15 protein-coding genes and 3 pseudogenes are annotated in these 15,166 nt (G+C 48.1%); 11 read left to right on the top strand and 7 right to left on the bottom strand.

Features of this window, described 5'->3' with window-relative positions; genetic code table 11:
- The first annotated feature begins 21 nt into the window (after window positions 1-21).
- Window positions 22-1,239 carry a tyrosine-type recombinase/integrase gene (locus EAE_RS21480; RefSeq protein WP_164926756.1) on the top strand — a complete coding sequence of 406 codons (1,218 nt, stop codon included), beginning with the start codon at window positions 22-24 and terminating at the stop codon, window positions 1,237-1,239.
- A gap of 220 nt (window positions 1,240-1,459) precedes the next feature.
- On the opposite strand, the gene EAE_RS21475 is transcribed toward EAE_RS21480, so the two are convergent.
- The 5 genes and pseudogenes from EAE_RS21475 to EAE_RS21460 all read right to left on the bottom strand — a co-directional run bounded on the left by EAE_RS21475 (window position 1,460) and on the right by EAE_RS21460 (window position 6,349).
- Window positions 1,460-1,699: a DUF4060 family protein gene (locus EAE_RS21475; protein ID WP_047044982.1), complete on the bottom strand. Its 240-nt coding sequence runs from the start codon at window positions 1,697-1,699 to the stop codon at window positions 1,460-1,462.
- Between the two features lie 39 nt (window positions 1,700-1,738).
- Window positions 1,739-2,898: pseudogene (locus tag EAE_RS21470) on the bottom strand (RecT family recombinase).
- Window positions 2,861-5,851, bottom strand: a complete 2,991-nt coding sequence (locus EAE_RS21465; RefSeq protein ID WP_015705727.1) for a RecE family exodeoxyribonuclease — start codon at window positions 5,849-5,851, stop codon at window positions 2,861-2,863. The pseudogene EAE_RS21470 and the gene EAE_RS21465 overlap by 38 nt, the downstream one beginning before the upstream one ends.
- Before the next feature lie 139 nt (window positions 5,852-5,990).
- Entirely contained in the window at window positions 5,991-6,149 is a 159-nt protein-coding gene (locus EAE_RS25050) for a YdaE family protein (RefSeq protein WP_015705726.1), read from the bottom strand.
- Window positions 6,150-6,157: 8 nt separating this feature from the next.
- Entirely contained in the window at window positions 6,158-6,349 is a 192-nt protein-coding gene (locus tag EAE_RS21460) for a DUF1482 family protein (protein ID WP_015705725.1), read from the bottom strand.
- Between the two features lie 612 nt (window positions 6,350-6,961).
- Here EAE_RS21460 and EAE_RS21455 point away from each other — a divergent pair.
- Window positions 6,962-7,156, top strand: a pseudogene (locus EAE_RS21455) (hypothetical protein); the annotation flags it as partial.
- A 40-nt stretch (window positions 7,157-7,196) separates the two neighbouring features.
- Here EAE_RS21455 and EAE_RS21450 read toward each other — a convergent pair.
- Window positions 7,197-8,216, bottom strand: a complete 1,020-nt coding sequence (locus EAE_RS21450) for a ParA family protein (protein WP_015705723.1) — start codon at window positions 8,214-8,216, stop codon at window positions 7,197-7,199.
- 378 nt (window positions 8,217-8,594) lie between these two features.
- Window positions 8,595-9,290 (bottom strand): XRE family transcriptional regulator, encoded by a 696-nt coding sequence (locus EAE_RS25355; protein WP_015705721.1) that lies wholly within the window; start codon window positions 9,288-9,290, stop codon window positions 8,595-8,597.
- A 104-nt stretch (window positions 9,291-9,394) separates the two neighbouring features.
- Here EAE_RS25355 and EAE_RS21440 point away from each other — a divergent pair, with 104 nt between their 5' ends.
- The 9 genes and pseudogenes from EAE_RS21440 to EAE_RS21400 all read left to right on the top strand — a co-directional run bounded on the left by EAE_RS21440 (window position 9,395) and on the right by EAE_RS21400 (window position 15,063).
- On the top strand, window positions 9,395-9,625 hold the full coding sequence (locus EAE_RS21440; protein WP_015705720.1) for a transcriptional regulator: 231 nt from the start codon (window positions 9,395-9,397) through the stop codon (window positions 9,623-9,625).
- 94 nt (window positions 9,626-9,719) lie between these two features.
- A complete protein-coding gene (locus EAE_RS21435; protein WP_015705719.1) occupies window positions 9,720-10,262 on the top strand; it encodes a toxin YdaT domain-containing protein in 543 nt (180 codons plus the stop codon).
- A gap of 185 nt (window positions 10,263-10,447) precedes the next feature.
- Window positions 10,448-11,380, top strand: coding sequence for a replication protein (locus EAE_RS21430; protein WP_015705718.1), 933 nt, complete (start codon window positions 10,448-10,450; stop codon window positions 11,378-11,380).
- Window positions 11,377-12,078 (top strand): replication protein P, encoded by a 702-nt coding sequence (locus EAE_RS21425; RefSeq protein ID WP_015705717.1) that lies wholly within the window; start codon window positions 11,377-11,379, stop codon window positions 12,076-12,078. Before EAE_RS21430 ends, EAE_RS21425 begins: the two co-directional genes overlap by 4 nt.
- A pseudogene (locus EAE_RS21420) lies at window positions 12,075-12,369 on the top strand (protein ren). The gene EAE_RS21425 and the pseudogene EAE_RS21420 overlap by 4 nt, the downstream one beginning before the upstream one ends.
- Window positions 12,366-12,539, top strand: coding sequence for a hypothetical protein (locus EAE_RS25045; RefSeq protein WP_223848500.1), 174 nt, complete (start codon window positions 12,366-12,368; stop codon window positions 12,537-12,539). The pseudogene EAE_RS21420 and the gene EAE_RS25045 overlap by 4 nt, the downstream one beginning before the upstream one ends.
- Window positions 12,540-13,013: 474 nt before the next feature.
- Window positions 13,014-13,220 carry an MT-A70 family methyltransferase gene (locus EAE_RS25345; RefSeq protein ID WP_223848509.1) on the top strand — a complete coding sequence of 69 codons (207 nt, stop codon included), beginning with the start codon at window positions 13,014-13,016 and terminating at the stop codon, window positions 13,218-13,220.
- Window positions 13,221-13,430: 210 nt separating this feature from the next.
- The gene (locus EAE_RS21405) at window positions 13,431-14,462 is read left to right on the top strand and encodes a phosphoribosyltransferase-like anti-phage protein (protein WP_015705715.1); all 1,032 of its coding nucleotides are present in this window, start codon (window positions 13,431-13,433) and stop codon (window positions 14,460-14,462) included.
- Window positions 14,452-15,063, top strand: a complete 612-nt coding sequence (locus EAE_RS21400; RefSeq protein ID WP_015705714.1) for an NADAR family anti-phage protein — start codon at window positions 14,452-14,454, stop codon at window positions 15,061-15,063. The genes EAE_RS21405 and EAE_RS21400 overlap by 11 nt, the downstream gene beginning before the upstream one ends.
- Window positions 15,064-15,166: the final 103 nt, after the last annotated feature.

The following is a 15,166-nucleotide window of genomic DNA, read 5'->3' as shown; positions in this document are numbered from 1 at the left end:
TTACGCATAATGTGTACACTGATGTGTATATCTTCTTCCGGAGTGTACACATTGCTTACCGACACAAAATTAAGAAAAGCTCTTGGCAAAAAAAGAGACCAAATCGAGGTCATTTCAGACGCACATGGTCTGAATGTCAGGTTGTCTACATCCGGCAGTATAACATTCTTTTACCGCTACAGATGGAACGGGAAAGCCGCTCAACTAACGATTGGTGATTATCCAACCACCTCATTAGCTCATGCGCGAGAACGTAGGCAGCAGTTCAGGGCTTGGCTAGCGGAAGGGCTTGATCCTAGACGGCAAGTAGTACTCGAGAAACAGAAAAAAGTAGAAGCGCTTACAGTGAAAGAAGCATTCGATTACTGGGAGAAGTACTACTGCATCCCTGAAGGTCTGGTAAAAATCAAAGTTAACCGCCGCGACTTCAATAATCATATAGCCCCAGTGCTCGGAAATATGATTGTAGATCAGACAACTAAAGCTCACTGGCTAAATCTTTTTGACGGTATGGGGCGAAGAGTGGTTACAGGGCAAATGCTTGGTTTGATGCAGCGCACATTTCGTTTCTGTTCCAACCGTGGGGTAATTAACGTGAACCCTATTGAAAGCCTTAGACGATCAGATGTAGGGCTCACAGCAGCTGTAAAAGACCGCAGGTTAAGTGATGATGAAATCATTACTGTTTGGAATGCCCTGCCTCAGATGAAATATAGGCAGCAATTGATAATGAAGTTTCTCATTATGACTGGCTGTCGAAGTACAGAGATCAGAACAGCAAAATGGGAATGGTTTGATTTAAAGGAACAGACATGGACTATCCCGGCAAGTGACTATAAAACTGGGAAGTCGGTGAGAAGGGCGCTTCCTGAGGCTGTAATACAGATGATGGTAGCTGAAAAAGAAACATCAGTTTCAAAACATATTGTGACGTTGTCACGATACAGGGGGCCAGAAGATGACAGGCCGCCACTTCAACCAAATGTGGCTCTGTTCTCTGCGCAGATAATTGCAAAAACAGGGATGAAACCTTGGTCGCTTCATGATTTGAGAAGAACAGTGGCGACGCGCCTTTCTGAATTAGGTGCGCCACCACATGTTGTGGAAAAGCTACTAGGGCATCATATGTCTGGAGTCATGGCGCGGTATAACCTCCACGATTATTTGGATGATCAGCGTCATTGGCTTGCTGTTTGGCAGCGTCATCTTGAGAAGTTGATTGGCCGGCCTCTGGTTTGATACTCATGTTGTCTTCCCAGGCAAGAAGGTCTGACAAACGCCATCTTTTAGGGCTGCCATTTATTTTTGGCTTCGGAAACGGCTGAGAAAAGTACGATGGCATCCGGGATGGTGTGCTCCAGAAATACAGTGTGCTGCGCGAAATTTTGTATCTGGACAGAATGTCACTGGTTACCAATATTTCATCTTGGAAATGAGATGCGTTATTCATAAAAGCCCCTTAGTTACATTGTCCAGGAAGATGCTGCAGCCTACGGGCGCAGCTCATGGCCGTCGCCACATAACTGCATTTTCTGTTTACAACTTCTACAGTGATCTTTGAGCCTTGAACCACCACCGTATAAGTCCTCTTCGTTTTCTGTCGCCCGTAGGCGCCATAAAGCTCAACGTGTTTCGCCAGTGCCGCATCGCACGCCTGGCGGCCCAGAGGGGAGTGTCTGCTTCGGTTAATCAATCGCATATACATTCCTTTATCGGGAGAGTTGCCCTCCCAATCTGGTTAGCCAACGTATTCCGGTTTCATGTCGTCCAGTGTGATACGGAACTGGTCATACAGTTCATCACCGAGGTGTCGGCGCGATGAGGTCAGGGTGCTTTCTGCCTTCGCGAATAATGCTTCGGCTTCCGGATCTCCCGGGTTAGGAAGTGAATTTATGGCCGCCTCAATTTTGTTTCTGGCATCAACCATGAAGTAGCGCTGCACCGCTTTACCTTTCAGTTCGGTGAAGAGAACAGTACCCAACACAGCTTTCTCTTTATCCAGGTCAGCCCTGATGGCTTTGGCTGCATCAACCGACTCGGCGCGTTCAATGCGGACACGAAAATCATCGGCTAGAGAATCAATGCTGATAGCTGCGTCCTGTTCGCTGGTGGTGATGTCTGAACTGCTGGTAATCTCAGCTACAGACATTCTTTGCACCGGGGCCGGATTGATTTCTCGTTCTGTTCGTTGCTCAACTTCGTCCGGGCTATAAACACCCAGGATCACTTCAGGGCAGTACAAGCGAGCCCAGTATTTCACGCCCAGATAAGCGATCTGCTGCTTCGGGTTAGAAACCCACAATGGGGAGTTACGAGTTACAACACCCGAGAGATAAAGCGGCTCACCCCAGGTGATTTCTGACTCACCGCGAAGGATCGCGCCGACCTGAACAAACAGCCCGATTTCGTCTTCATCAGTCCAGCCTCGCACTCGTTCGGTAACGTTGTATTTCCCATTTTTACCGTGTTTTTCCCTGGTAATTTCCTTAGTCCTTGTGCAACGTTCCCAGTCCCCGCCGTAGCGGTAATGAAATCGACCGTTGATAGCACTGGAACTGGCTATTACCGCGTTGACGAGTTGGGCTTCATATCCGAGCACGCCGTTTACCAAATGCGTTTTTTGCGCGACTGCATAGGGATTCATGCCCCACTGCATAGCCTGCATAACGATGGCCATACAATCGGCTGGCTTACCTGCAAGGTGAGCTGGCACTGTCACTTGTGAATCAGCCATAAGGTTTGCGAAAGCAGTTAACTGACCGAGAGCCTGAACGTTAAAGATCGCGTTGCTAGCTGAAATGGTGTTTGGTGCCTGCTGTTCGGCTGTAACAATGTTAGTGTTTTCCATGACTGTTCCCCCTTATGCCTGTACGCGCAGTGCTTCGAGACGGCGCACATCAAAATCGTTAAGTTCTTCGGCGTAGTCTTCAGTAATCGGCGCTGGCCATTCGCCAGTGTCGAAGCCGTTCGCGATGGCACGCATTGCTTTGCGGTATTCCAGCATGCCGAGCTCCAGTAGCTCTTCGGATGCCTCGATAATGGCGATCCAGTGGTAGTTCTCGTCTTTGTTGACGAAAATCCAGAAGAACTGATCCAGAGCAGCGGTTTCGCAGTACATGGCCGCGCTGAGGTGGTAATCGCGCTCAATGATTTCCCTGTGCAACTTCGCGCGCAGGCCTTCCTGCTTGATGTTCCACATGCTGATGGTCTTCAGGTCCGCACCAATGCGCAGGCCGCTCATGTCTATCTCAAGGTCAGGGCGTACGCGAACTTCCAGCCCGGTTTCCTCATCTATACCGAAATAGCTCACTTCAACGGCGCGGCTCGGATGCTGGAGCAACTTGCCGGCGGTGGGGTGGTTCAATAGTGCTTTCTGAATGTCCAGCGCAGTGCTCATCTGCTGGCGGGTAACCAGTATTTTTCCTTCCGGGTTTTCGCGCCATGCATCCAGCAGTTCGTCGGCAAACACGGCATCCGGTTTAACCGATTTCACAGCCTGAATCAGATCCGCTTTGGTGCCTGATACTTTCAGCGGCTGCGCCTTCTGGGCTTCCTGAGCGACCATGTCAGGATTGATAATCGCCAGTTGTTCCAACATGGCATCACGGCTGCCGCTGGTTTTAACAGGCGCAGGCAGGGTGGCGTTGTATTCTTTGATGCAGGCCTTCATTGCTGACGCGGTAAAGTTTTTATCGTCACCAACGATTCGCTTGAACTCGTCAGGTAATTCCAGATACGCAATACCGATTGCATCTTTGTCGCCGCCCAGCGGTACCGGAGCGGGCAGGGTGGCGTTGTGCGCCTCCAGCAGCGCCTTGATGTCGTCAGCACTCAAAAGCGGCGGAAGACCGGCGTTGTACTCGTCGATAAACGCGCGGATCGTCGCAGTCGTCGTGAAGGCGCCTTCCGGGATTTCCGGCTCGATGCTGAATTCTTTTTCCAGCTGTTCAGGCTGCAGCGCCAGCGCATGCACCAGATTGCCCATATCCAGAACAGGAGAGCGCATTTTTTCAATGACTTTCGAGACGTGGCGTTTTTCGAAATACATCAGAGATATACGGGCATCTTTAACCTGAGTCGAACTGGTGCCGTTCGCCGCGTGGTAAACATCGTTCGGAACACCTTCATATCGACCGGGCTCGAAGAATTCAGGCCATTTTGTTGCTTCCGGCTCTGGCTCATGCTCTTCTTCTGCAGTTGCTGATTGCTGGTCCTTCAATACTGCCGCGGTAAGGTCAGGGCAGCGCTCAGCAAGAATGTCGCGCATGTTCACGGCATCTGCTTGCGGAGCAGTTGCATCAGTGCCTTCGCTTGCTGATACCGCATTATCATTTTCGTCTTCGACTGGCTGAGCCGTTTCCATCTGCACATCGCTGGTGGTTTCCCCGGAATTAGCTGGATGTAATTTTTCTTCTGCAGCGCGCTGGCGCGTCTGGTCCACGATACAAAGTGCTGATGCTGGTGCTGGCTGGCTATCCATCAGACCATCAATCGAAAAAACACCATTGCCCATGTTTGAAACTTCAGGCTGTTTGGGTTTAGTCAGGTCTTCCGTTACCCAGTTCGGTGCATCTGGATCGCTTACCCCTTCGATATATTCACCGCGCTCAGCTGCGAGAATCTTATCCACGGCTGACCGTTCAGCGACGGCGGCAGATGACACATGCCCGGCTTTCTCAAGCGTTTCAGCAGAGGGCGTTTCATGCTTATGCTCTGTCAGGTTCGCATTGATATAGGTCTGCAGGCTTACCGGGAAATGATGTATATCGCTGGTGGCGCCACGAATGAGGGCAAAAATAGCAGCGCGGGAATAGTCCAGGATGCCTGCGGTTTTACGCAGCGCAGCAGACCATTCTTTGAACGGGCTTTCTTTTTTCTGGACGATTTCTTTAGCCCGGCGATGAATGGATGCCGGGAAATTGTAGATATCGAAATCCATCGGCATTGTGGCCAGAGCAATCTCAACATCAAGCGTATCAAGGGTATGGGTGTAGTCAGGGTTGCGATCGGTTTTATTACCACCGCCAGCATTCGTGCCGGTATCCGTTTTCTGAACAGCAGAAATATAATTGCCGGCAGACCATTCGCGAACGAGTATGCCGCGGTCAATGTGCGGAGTTTCAAACCACAGTTTTGCAAACTGGATACGCTTGCCCAGTTCGTGGCGCTTACCTTCAGGAAATACTGCTTTGTTGGCGCTGGTAAATTTCCACAGGGTAGGCATGTCGGCATCCTTCAAACCCTGGACGTTCTCGGCGGCGAGAATCAGATCCTGCACTGCGGAGTTATCGGTATCCATTTCCAGAACTGCGAGCTCTTTACGGTGCGGAATACTGATTTGATAGACGTGATTATCATTCGCCATGTACTGCGCCAGCAGCTTAATGCGGAACGGCTGCTCAGCAATATTGAACAGGGCGTTTGTATCGTTTTCGTATTCAGCATTGCCGAACGATTCCACGGTATCGACATCACCAGCATCGTCAGCACTATTGTCATCAACCAACTCGTCAGTGACAGGCTCAGAGGATACTTCAGCATCATCGGTGTGATGAACGTCTACAGGCTCTTGTCCTGGCTTCAGTGCCCAGGTGCGGCCATCGTCGGCGAGCTGGTAGCGTTCGCACCAGGAGTAATCGAGAACACCTTCAGCCGGAAGATCGTTAAATACCGGGAAATCGGTACGGATTGGCTTTTGATAGTCTTTGCCGCGGCCTGTTTCGATCTCAGCATCTTCCAGGTCAACGTCCAGCTGCAGCAGCGCGCGGGATTCGGTTTTTGCAGAACGCCAGATTACAGCATCGGCTTTACCCGATTTTTGAGTCGCTTTTATCAGATAAAAATATTCCATGTGATAGCCTCAATTTTGGATGTAAAATCCCTCGGGCCATTGATAGCGCCCATTCAGGGTGTTCATTGGTTTTTGGTAATTTCCGGTGGAACTTTGGTCGGTGTCACCGGACGTACAGCCCGCTTCGGCGGGTTTTACGTTAGGCCTCGTTGGCCATCTGGTCGTATTGACCGCAGTTCGTCGAGCAATAGGTTCTTTCCCGTGGCGCCAGTTGCGAACCGTGAATGATGAGGATGGTCATTTTTACTTCCTTGCCTTCCTCAATCGGCTTGCGGCAATAAGCGCATTTCTTCTGCATAACTCCCCCTATATCTGAGCCGTAAATGCGGCTGGGTTTTCTGCTAATACTCCCTTAAGCGGGTAACAGTTTTCTTCAATTCCCTGCTCAACAGCTGCTTTCTTACAATCTGACTCGCTGTCATAGACACCGAGAAGAACGTCCATATTTCCGCCAGTCAGCATGCCGACAGTGAGAACCAGTGCGAACATCGTGTTCATGAAGGGTCACCTTTTTGTGCGAGCATGTAACACACCCGACGAATGAATGCTGACAGAGGGCTTAACCGAATAGCCTGCTGACGAGCGGGTTTACGTGCAAAATCGACCATTGATATAACTCCCACACTGCGCTGATTAGCGCCGTCCAGATGAAGAGCCCGATAACTGCCGAAATGATCAGGGCTCTGATGCCTTGCTTACTCATTTCAACCTCTGCCTTATCGCCGGCCAGCGGAACAAGAAAGACTTCTGCGCTTAATCTCTGGCGGTGGATGGCCGCCGGTTGTCATAACTAAGCTGCCTCGGTGAAGCGACTGAGGTATGAAAGTCGTTTGATTACGCACCATTGCCGCTCTCCCTGAGCCCGCCGGGCGCCCGACGCATGGTTTACTGTCGCGCCGTTCGACTGACCGAATCTCCACTTAACCTCTGGCTAACTTCGCTCAGTTGTCGATGTTTCGTTTCGATGGACTTATTAAAAACTATAGTTGTTTTATCGTCAACAACAATAGTTGTTATTGTAGTTGTTTTGGTTTTATGTGGTTGTAGGTAAACGGAATTTATTTTTTATGTCTGTGTGATATGTTCAAAAAAACAACATTAGAAGAGGGCGTGGAACGAGATGAACTTGCTGATAACCGCTTGGCCTTCATGGCTGGAGAGGTGGGGGGGGTATTCGAGCTGATTTATAATGGTATTGAGATCAACAAAGAGAACATTGTCGGATTTCTGGAGGGAAAGCGTAAGGCTGTAGGGAATGTCATCCACAAGGGGTTGTTGCGTGACGCTGCAGAGGTGGTGCGGAAAGTGAAAACCCGGCGCGGCGGCCGGGTTATTGGCAATAGCATTACAGCTTGTCAACCATCTTGTCGATAGCCTCTAGGCATGACTGTTTATAAGGTCCATTAACTTTAACCCTCCTATTCATAACCCTGACGCTTCCAGTAGGTAGTATGGAAAATGGACAGCCCTTGGCGAAAGCTACTACTCCTGTTGTCTGGAAATCTTTAATGTTTACGACACCGTCATCTACTGTGGTGAAGTCAAAAATCTCAGGGTTGCTTACCAATAATTGTTGAATGTCATTGTCTATGGAATTTAGCACAGCAGCATAAGCTGAGGCTGGCCCCATATACTGCGTTAGGCGATTTTTGGCAATCATATGAACTTTTGGTAATGGCCTGTTTACCGTGTTCAGTTTATTTGCAAATGCGTATGACGCGTATATGTCTGATGGTAATTTTAATCCATAGATCAAAGAGAATGCGTTCTGAATAGCCCTTCGTGATGAGTCGTCCGCCATTACAGGAAGGATTAGTTTTTCAACGGCAGCTAATGCTATTTGCGTATAGATTGAAAAGCTAGGGTTGCAATCCACAAACAAAGCATCGTATTCACCATCAAGTCCGCTTACAAGGTCGTTAATCCAGTCTATGATGCTTACCCATGCGTTAGTCCCAGGAATCTGCTGGTTAGCTAGGGTATTGATTGCATTTGCCTGAAGCTCAAGAAGAGGATCTCCGCAAATCAGAGAGATGTTGCTTGGGATGTTATCGTTAAACAGTTTTGGATTAGTTAGGTAGTCATGAGAGTCGAAGTTTGGTTTTTGATATGGCGTCGGAAGTCTCATTTGGAAATAACCACCTAATGTACAACGGCTGGCTAAATCGTGACGAGTGAGCAGATTAACACTCCCATTTCCTATTAAACCTCCTAAGAATAATTCCGAGAGGTTGGCTTGAGGGCAAACGTCAATAACGAGGATTCTTTGCAGCGGATTGGTTTCTGCATAACGGCATATAGCTTGAAAAGATAGACTAGTTTTACCTGTCCCACCCTTATTATTCCAAATTGCATACTTTTTCATAACGACCCCTGGTTAACGATGTCACTGATGGTTAGTTAGTCTACCATTGGTAAACGGTTTACCAATGGTGACATCGTTAACCACTCAAATCAAGAATCTTCTGGTAAACGGTTTACCAATGGTGACATCGTTACCAAAAAAAAGGCCGCATTTCTGCGACCTCTAATCATCTAAACGTCAGAATAGTGGAATGCTATTGTTCACTCAAAGTCATCCCGCTCATCCCTTCGCTTGAAGAAAATCTTATCCAGCCTTAGCACGATCCCAACCAGCACGATAATCAGTAAAGTAATCAGTATGGGGATAACCAAGTCAAACATGCTTCCTCTGCATTTCTACGGAGTTACTAGAACGCTTATCAGTCCAAATTAAAAGGATCTACCCATGCTTTCTGTATGTTTGCGGCATGCTGCCAATAACTTTGCCGAACACAAAAACACGATTCATCTCGTCTTTTTCGATGGGTTCCCACGGTACATAAGTTTTGTTATCCGATATCACAATAAGCTTATCCTTCATCATCTGAAGGCGCTTAACGTGTGCCGTCTCATCGTAGAGGAAAGCATAAATCCCATCCCCATCGAAGCGCTGAACGCTGATATCGACGAAAAGAAGGTCTCCAGGCTCGATAGTCCCGCTCATGCTATCGCCACGGACGTTAATTATTCTGATTTGATCGGGCTTACGTCCATTAAACATCTGGCGGGCATCAGCTTCTGAATATTCGACAGATCGCAGAATTTCTATGAATTCATTGTTTATGATGCCTGGCCCGGCACTTACTGTGAGATCAAGCACGTCAACCCTGAAAGTGTCTGAGGCTGAGTTTCTGGATTGAATTTGGGCCGAGTGTTCTCCGCCGGTAGTCATCACACCTTCACCGGAACTTAGCCATTCTGGTTGAACCCCAAGAGCGTTGGCGATCTCTACCAGCTTGGTCGTTTGATTTGCTTTGCCAGTTTCAATCTTCTGTATAGCCGCTTGGCTTACCCCAACTAACTCCCCGAGAGCCTTTTGAGTAAGGCCTCGTTTAGAGCGCGCTTCTTTGAGTCGTTCTGCGAGTGTCGTTTTCATAGTTCAAATGTACAACCGTGGTTTTATTCCATCAAACGAAAATGGTTGTTGACTAAATACAACCATAGTTTTATTCTTCTTTCATATTCACTACGGAGGTTGTTATGAACCCAGTAATTAAAACCGCGATTAGTATTGTCGGTTCGCAGAAAAAACTGGGCGATGCCTGCGAAGTTTCTCAGCAGGCCGTTTACAAGTGGCTGCATAACAAAGCGAAGGTTTCCCCTGAGCACGTTGGCAGCATTGTTAGCGCCACTGGAGGAGCAATCAAGGCTCACCAGATTCGCCCTGACTTGCCGACATTGTTCCCGAATGCCGAGAAGTCAGTAGCTTAGAGTTTCAGCTTTAAACGCTCTTTAAAAATCAGGAAATCAAATCTAACGGCTGAATTATCAGCCATTTGGAAACTATTTAACTAAGGGAATGCAAATGCAATCACTTACGTATCACCACAATACCGGATTCGTTCCGGCCGCGATGATAAATCGCGCTCAAACAAAACAGGATCACGATCATGACCTGATCCGAGATGCAGTAAGAGCCTGGGCGTCGGCTATCGACAATCAGGACGTGGTATCGGCACTGATTATCAACGAGTACCGGGAGCAGGGCGGCGATTCAATCAGCTTTCCTGACGATATCAGCCGTGCCCGGCAGAAACTCTTTCGCTTCCTGGATAACCGATTTGATTCGGATCAGTACCGCGAGAACGTTCGCCAGCTGACTCCGGCAATCATGGCCGTTTTACCGCTGGAATTCCGAACAAAGCTGGCGCCGCAAAACGACACCATGTCGTTGATAGCTTCTGCAATGAAAGAGTGTGCCGAAGCCAAGCAGGCAGTGCTTCTTAACGCACCTGAGCACCAGAAACTGAAGGAGGTAAGCGAGGGTATCGCTTCGCTGTTTCGCCTCATGCCGGAGCAGGTAGGCCCACTGATGACGATGGTTACGTCGATGCTGGGGGTTATGTGAAGACTTCAGAAATGGTGAAAGCCGCGGTGCTGGAACACCAACGGCTTTCAATTGCAAATAACGTCAGTCAATTGCGAGGTCATTATGACAAACGCTAATCAAAAACGCCAGGCGCAGGAGGTTTAACTGTGTCGAACGTAGCTTACGCCAATTTCGCGGCACACTCAGCCGCCAGGAGCAACAGGATGGAGAACCAGAAGTCTGGTTACGTCCCGTTGTACCGGAGCATCAAGAAGAAGTCATGGGCTAAAGATGTGTTCCTGCGCGCATTGTGGGAAAACCTTCTCATTGACGCAGCCAGGCAGCCATATGTGGCCTTCTTCAAGGGCAAGCAATGGCCTCTGCAACCCGGTCAACTGGTCGTCACTGCTGCAGATCTTGGGCTTCAGTTGTGTGACCGTCAGGGTAATCCGACAAGCCGTGACGCAGTGGAGAGAATGCTGTCTGTTTTCGTTCGCGAAGGGATGATCACCATCGAGGGAGAGAAGAGAAAAGGCAGGGTGATCACCATTAAAAACTATCTCGAATATGCTCAAAAAATGGACGATTTGCCCGCACATAAAGCCGCACATATAAGCGCACATGACGAAGCCAGTAATGGCGCGGGTTCGGAAGGGTATGCCGCACATAAGGCCGCACAATTCCCCGCACATCATGAACAAGAAGGTAATAACAAGAATATAAATAACTCTTCGTCCGAGAATTCTGACGAATCCTCTGACAAGCCCGGAAAGAAAACTCCTGCTTTGAGACCAGAAGCAGCGATCCAGAGCGGCACCAAATGGGGAAACTCTGAAGACCTCCGCTGTGCTGAATGGCTGTTCACCGTCGTACAGGGCATCGCCCCCTCTGCAAGAAAACCGAACTACGCCACCTGGGCGAATGATATCCGCCTGATGCGAGAGCGTGACAAGCGCACCCACAAGGAAATCGCCTCGCTGTTCAAGTGGGCCTGTGAAGACAAGTTCTGGAAGGGCAATGTCCTGTGCCCATCCACCCTTCGTGAAAAGTGGACTCAGCTCGATATCAAACGAGGCAAGCAGAGCAACGGTTCTGCCGCCGACAAGCCGAAGGTTGACCTGACCAACACTGACTGGATTTACGGAGTGCAGCTATGAAAAGCCTTGCAGAGCAGATGCATAACTTTGACCGCGAGCAGATGCGCCGCTTTGCGCACAACCTGCCTGAACAGCACGACGAGAAATCGCAGCTTGAGCAGGTGGCCCAGGTCATCAACAGTGTGTTTAGCCAGTTGCTGGCCGCCTTCCCGGCAACCACTGCAAACCGCGACCAGACCGAGATGAACGAAATCCGGCGCCAGTGGGTTCTGGCATTCAGGGAAAACGGCATCACCACCATGGAGCAGGTTGCGACTGGCATGCGGGTAGCCCGTCGCCAGGAGCGTCCATTCCTTCCGTCACCCGGCCAGTTTGTCGCCTGGTGCAAAGCTGAAGAAGCCGCGGCGGCCGGGTTATCTAACGCCGATCAACTGGTGGACATGATTTACCAGTACTGCCGTACGCGCGGACAGTATCCGGATGCTGAGTCTTACCCCTGGGAGTCCAACGCGCACTACTGGCTGGTTACATCCCTGTACCAGAACATGCGCGCAAACGGCCTCAGTGACGCTGAGTTGCGCCGTAAGGCATCAGAAGAACTGGCGCGCATGGCTAACCGGATTAACTCAGGAGAGACGATTCCGGAGCCTGTTAAGCAACTTCCTGTCCTTGGTGGTAAGCCGTTATCACACATGCAGGGGCTGGCCAGGCTGGCTGAAATTCGCGAGAAGCACGGACTAAGAGGGCGCAAACAATGACCGGCAAAGACGCAATTCTGAATTACCTCAAGACACACAAAACCTGCAGCTCCCCGGATGTGGCTGAAGCCTCTGGCATGTCGCATACCTGCATCAACCAGGCGGCGAACATCCAGGCAAAGCAGGGCGTACTGGTAGCAGTAGCGAAGGTCTGGCGGACGGTTCACTACCGGCTGGCAACTGAGGAAGAATTTTCCGGCCAGAAGAGTACCAATCAGATTTTCAACGAGTGCCGGCAGAGCCCGGTGATGAAACGAATTTTTAGCGGTATATGGGAGAACGCAGGCATGAAATTCATCAAATTAAGCCAGCGAGCGACGACTGAGCGCCAGGGTAAATATGGCTGGGAACCAGAAACAGTTTATGAACCGGTATTTGTCGCTGCTGCGCATATCGTGAGCATGGCTCCGCATGGAATTACAACTGTGAAAAATGTCCTCTGGCGAGCGTATCGACGTTAAAGAGACTCCTGAAGAAATTATCGCATTACTTGAAGGTGAGGTGGATGACTGAATAACGAACTCACAGCAGCACTGTTAACTATCGAGAAATGCCGCGAGCTGACCAACTGCCCGGCTGGCGTAGACCTGCAGGACTGGGTGAAGCAGCTGGCTGCGGAGAGTGTGGGGCTGAACGAAAAGATGAATAAGCTCGCCACATGACCTGGTATTGAGTTCTATTCCTCAGCATGGGTATTCAACAACGGCGATGGCGATACCGCGCTTGAATTCATGTGCGATATACAAACCCCGGCCACCGACGCTTTCCTGGCTGAAGTGCGTGCGCAGGATCACAAGGAAGGCGCTCACTTGGCATCAGACCTACCCGAAACAAACTGACAAATCGGCGTTGGGAAGGGGACACCTGATCCGGGCGAACTGTGAAGATGTCTTTTCGCGGCAAAGGGCAAGCGGGCATCACGGCAGAACGTCTCGATCATCCAGCACCTCGCCTCGCCGCGACATGAGCAATTACGTAAACCAGACTGCGTGCGTGAAATGCTGGTTCGGTTGCTGGGTAATCTTCCACGCATTGAGCTCTTTGCGCGTAAATCTTCCCACGGTTTCAACGTATGGGGAAACAAGTGTGATTCGCCAGCCGTGTCATTAAGCCCGGCCCGAGTTACTGATGTTTATTCTTAAAAGAATTAACAGAAAAGAGGAATGTTTGATGAGTTTTTTATGTGAATTAGCATGTTAGACTGCTGGTTATTAAACCATTATATTAGATATCTAAAAATTGTGATCAGTATCTCCCTGCTATAAAATATAGTAGTTGAATATACGGTCTATATTTGAAATAAATAAAAGTATTATTATTTTTTAGATACTGTGTTATGAAAAGGAATTTTTATGTCCTCAAATATTTCACCTGATGAAAAAGTAATCAATAAAATTGCTGAAAAGTTGAGCGATTACACGTCTCCTCCGGCTGGAGGTATGAACTCTGAACATGTCAGCAAATGGATCAAGCAATTTGCAGTAGAGGATAGACGATTTATCTTAGATGAAACGCTTTATCTACTTAATGCAGGTTACCTGTCCGAAAGTCAATATCAAAGAAAAATAAAAGCCATTGCAAGAAGTGAAAATAACGTGAAATTCTTCAGATATGCAGGTTTTTTAGATATTCAAAAAAAAGGTTCTAGTCAAAAGGAATTGCTTAAATCTCTTTATAAAACAGTAGGGATAAAATTTAACATCGTTACTGAATCATCAACTCAAGATGAAGTAAATAAATTTGATACATTTGTATATATTGATGATGTGTCGTTTTCAGGAGAAAAGGCCATCAAATCGTTAAGTAATTTTATTGTAAAATTTAATTTAAGAGATATTAAAATAAATATATATTTTTTTTCATCTCATACGTTTTCTGATTATAATATAAAAAGGCGATTGGAATATATTTTCAAGGATAGAAATATTTTTGTACACGTGAAGAATGGTGGTATGCGTGAGGTTGAAAACCGAAAAAGTCGTTCTGCTCAATCAGGTGTTTTCTGGCCAAGGGAATATAGTGTAGATACTCCCGAGAAATTCGAGGAGTGTGAGCTTTACAAAGGCGTATTCAGAGATGGATATGACTCTTCTGATAGTTTTAGAAATGAAGCCTCAAGGGATCGTTTCGAATCTATCCTTACTAAAGTCGGATTTAATATCTTGCTGCACAGGAAAACCCCTAGTGAGGTGCTCAAACCTCTAGGTTTTTCTACTTTTGACGGTTTGGGTTTTGGGGGAACAACCTTTACTTATCGAAATTGCCCGAATAATGTGCCGCTGGCTTTTTGGTGGGGAGATTATGAACCAACAGGTGCTCCCGCATTGGACTGCTGGTATCCACTAATGAAGCGGAATGGGTATAATGAGTGGTATGAGCTATAGATTATATCCGCTGCAGAACACACTTTCCTTCAGGAAAACCACCGAAAAATGGGGTGGTCTGTCCAACATGGCTAAAGGATATCCATTGTTAATCAATGGATTGCCTATTCAATCAAGTGAAATCCTTTACCAAGCATGCCGATATCCAGACTATCCGGATATACAAAAGGCCATCATTACTCAAGGAAACCCCTATGAAGCCAAGCAGACCGCACGATCGTTTGAATCTAAAACTCGCGCAGGATGGGATAAGAATCGAATTTCGATTATGAAGTGGTGTGTTTGCGTAAAATTATGCCAGAACTGGGATGCGTTCTTTGCTCTGTTAGACAGTACAGGCGACCATTTCATCGTGGAACACTCAGAGAAGGACCAATTCTGGGGTGCCAGTAAAGACCCAGAAGGTAACTATTATGGTATGAACGTATTAGGGCGAATTCTCATGGATGTGAGAGAGGTTGCTAGGAAAAAGGGGGCTGATGGGTTTGCAACAATACCATCACTATCTTTGGAGAAATTTTTTCTACTAGGCGAGAGAATTAAAGATGTAACATTTGTAGAGCCAACGCCTGGAGCAGGGCAAAGTTTATCCTTGTTTTAGCGTTCCATCTAGGGCAATTTTTTCCATAAATTAACAGGCGTACCTCCCTCGGCGGTTTGTTGTTGCCATAAAAGGTTTTTGATTTTCTATAATCAACCAGCCA

This window comes from Klebsiella aerogenes KCTC 2190 (genome assembly GCF_000215745.1).
GTDB classification, from domain to species: Bacteria; Pseudomonadota; Gammaproteobacteria; order Enterobacterales; family Enterobacteriaceae; genus Klebsiella; species Klebsiella aerogenes.
The sequence above is the reverse complement of the archived record's forward strand: the minus strand, read 5'-3'. Positions and strand labels throughout refer to the sequence as shown.

Excerpts from the sequence above, each read along its gene's own strand:
- EAE_RS21480 (WP_164926756.1), top strand. The coding sequence starts at position 22 with ATGTGTATATCTTCTTCCGGAGTGTACACATTGCTTACCGACACAAAA.
- EAE_RS21475 (WP_047044982.1), bottom strand. The coding sequence starts at position 1,699 with ATGCGATTGATTAACCGAAGCAGACACTCCCCTCTGGGCCGCCAGGCG.
- EAE_RS21465 (WP_015705727.1), bottom strand. The coding sequence starts at position 5,851 with ATGGAATATTTTTATCTGATAAAAGCGACTCAAAAATCGGGTAAAGCC.
- EAE_RS25050 (WP_015705726.1), bottom strand. The coding sequence starts at position 6,149 with ATGCAGAAGAAATGCGCTTATTGCCGCAAGCCGATTGAGGAAGGCAAG.
- EAE_RS21460 (WP_015705725.1), bottom strand. The coding sequence starts at position 6,349 with ATGAACACGATGTTCGCACTGGTTCTCACTGTCGGCATGCTGACTGGC.
- EAE_RS21450 (WP_015705723.1), bottom strand. The coding sequence starts at position 8,216 with ATGAAAAAGTATGCAATTTGGAATAATAAGGGTGGGACAGGTAAAACT.
- EAE_RS25355 (WP_015705721.1), bottom strand. The coding sequence starts at position 9,290 with ATGAAAACGACACTCGCAGAACGACTCAAAGAAGCGCGCTCTAAACGA.
- EAE_RS21440 (WP_015705720.1), top strand. The coding sequence starts at position 9,395 with ATGAACCCAGTAATTAAAACCGCGATTAGTATTGTCGGTTCGCAGAAA.
- EAE_RS21435 (WP_015705719.1), top strand. The coding sequence starts at position 9,720 with ATGCAATCACTTACGTATCACCACAATACCGGATTCGTTCCGGCCGCG.
- EAE_RS21430 (WP_015705718.1), top strand. The coding sequence starts at position 10,448 with ATGGAGAACCAGAAGTCTGGTTACGTCCCGTTGTACCGGAGCATCAAG.
- EAE_RS21425 (WP_015705717.1), top strand. The coding sequence starts at position 11,377 with ATGAAAAGCCTTGCAGAGCAGATGCATAACTTTGACCGCGAGCAGATG.
- EAE_RS25045 (WP_223848500.1), top strand. The coding sequence starts at position 12,366 with ATGAAATTCATCAAATTAAGCCAGCGAGCGACGACTGAGCGCCAGGGT.
- EAE_RS21405 (WP_015705715.1), top strand. The coding sequence starts at position 13,431 with ATGTCCTCAAATATTTCACCTGATGAAAAAGTAATCAATAAAATTGCT.
- EAE_RS21400 (WP_015705714.1), top strand. The coding sequence starts at position 14,452 with ATGAGCTATAGATTATATCCGCTGCAGAACACACTTTCCTTCAGGAAA.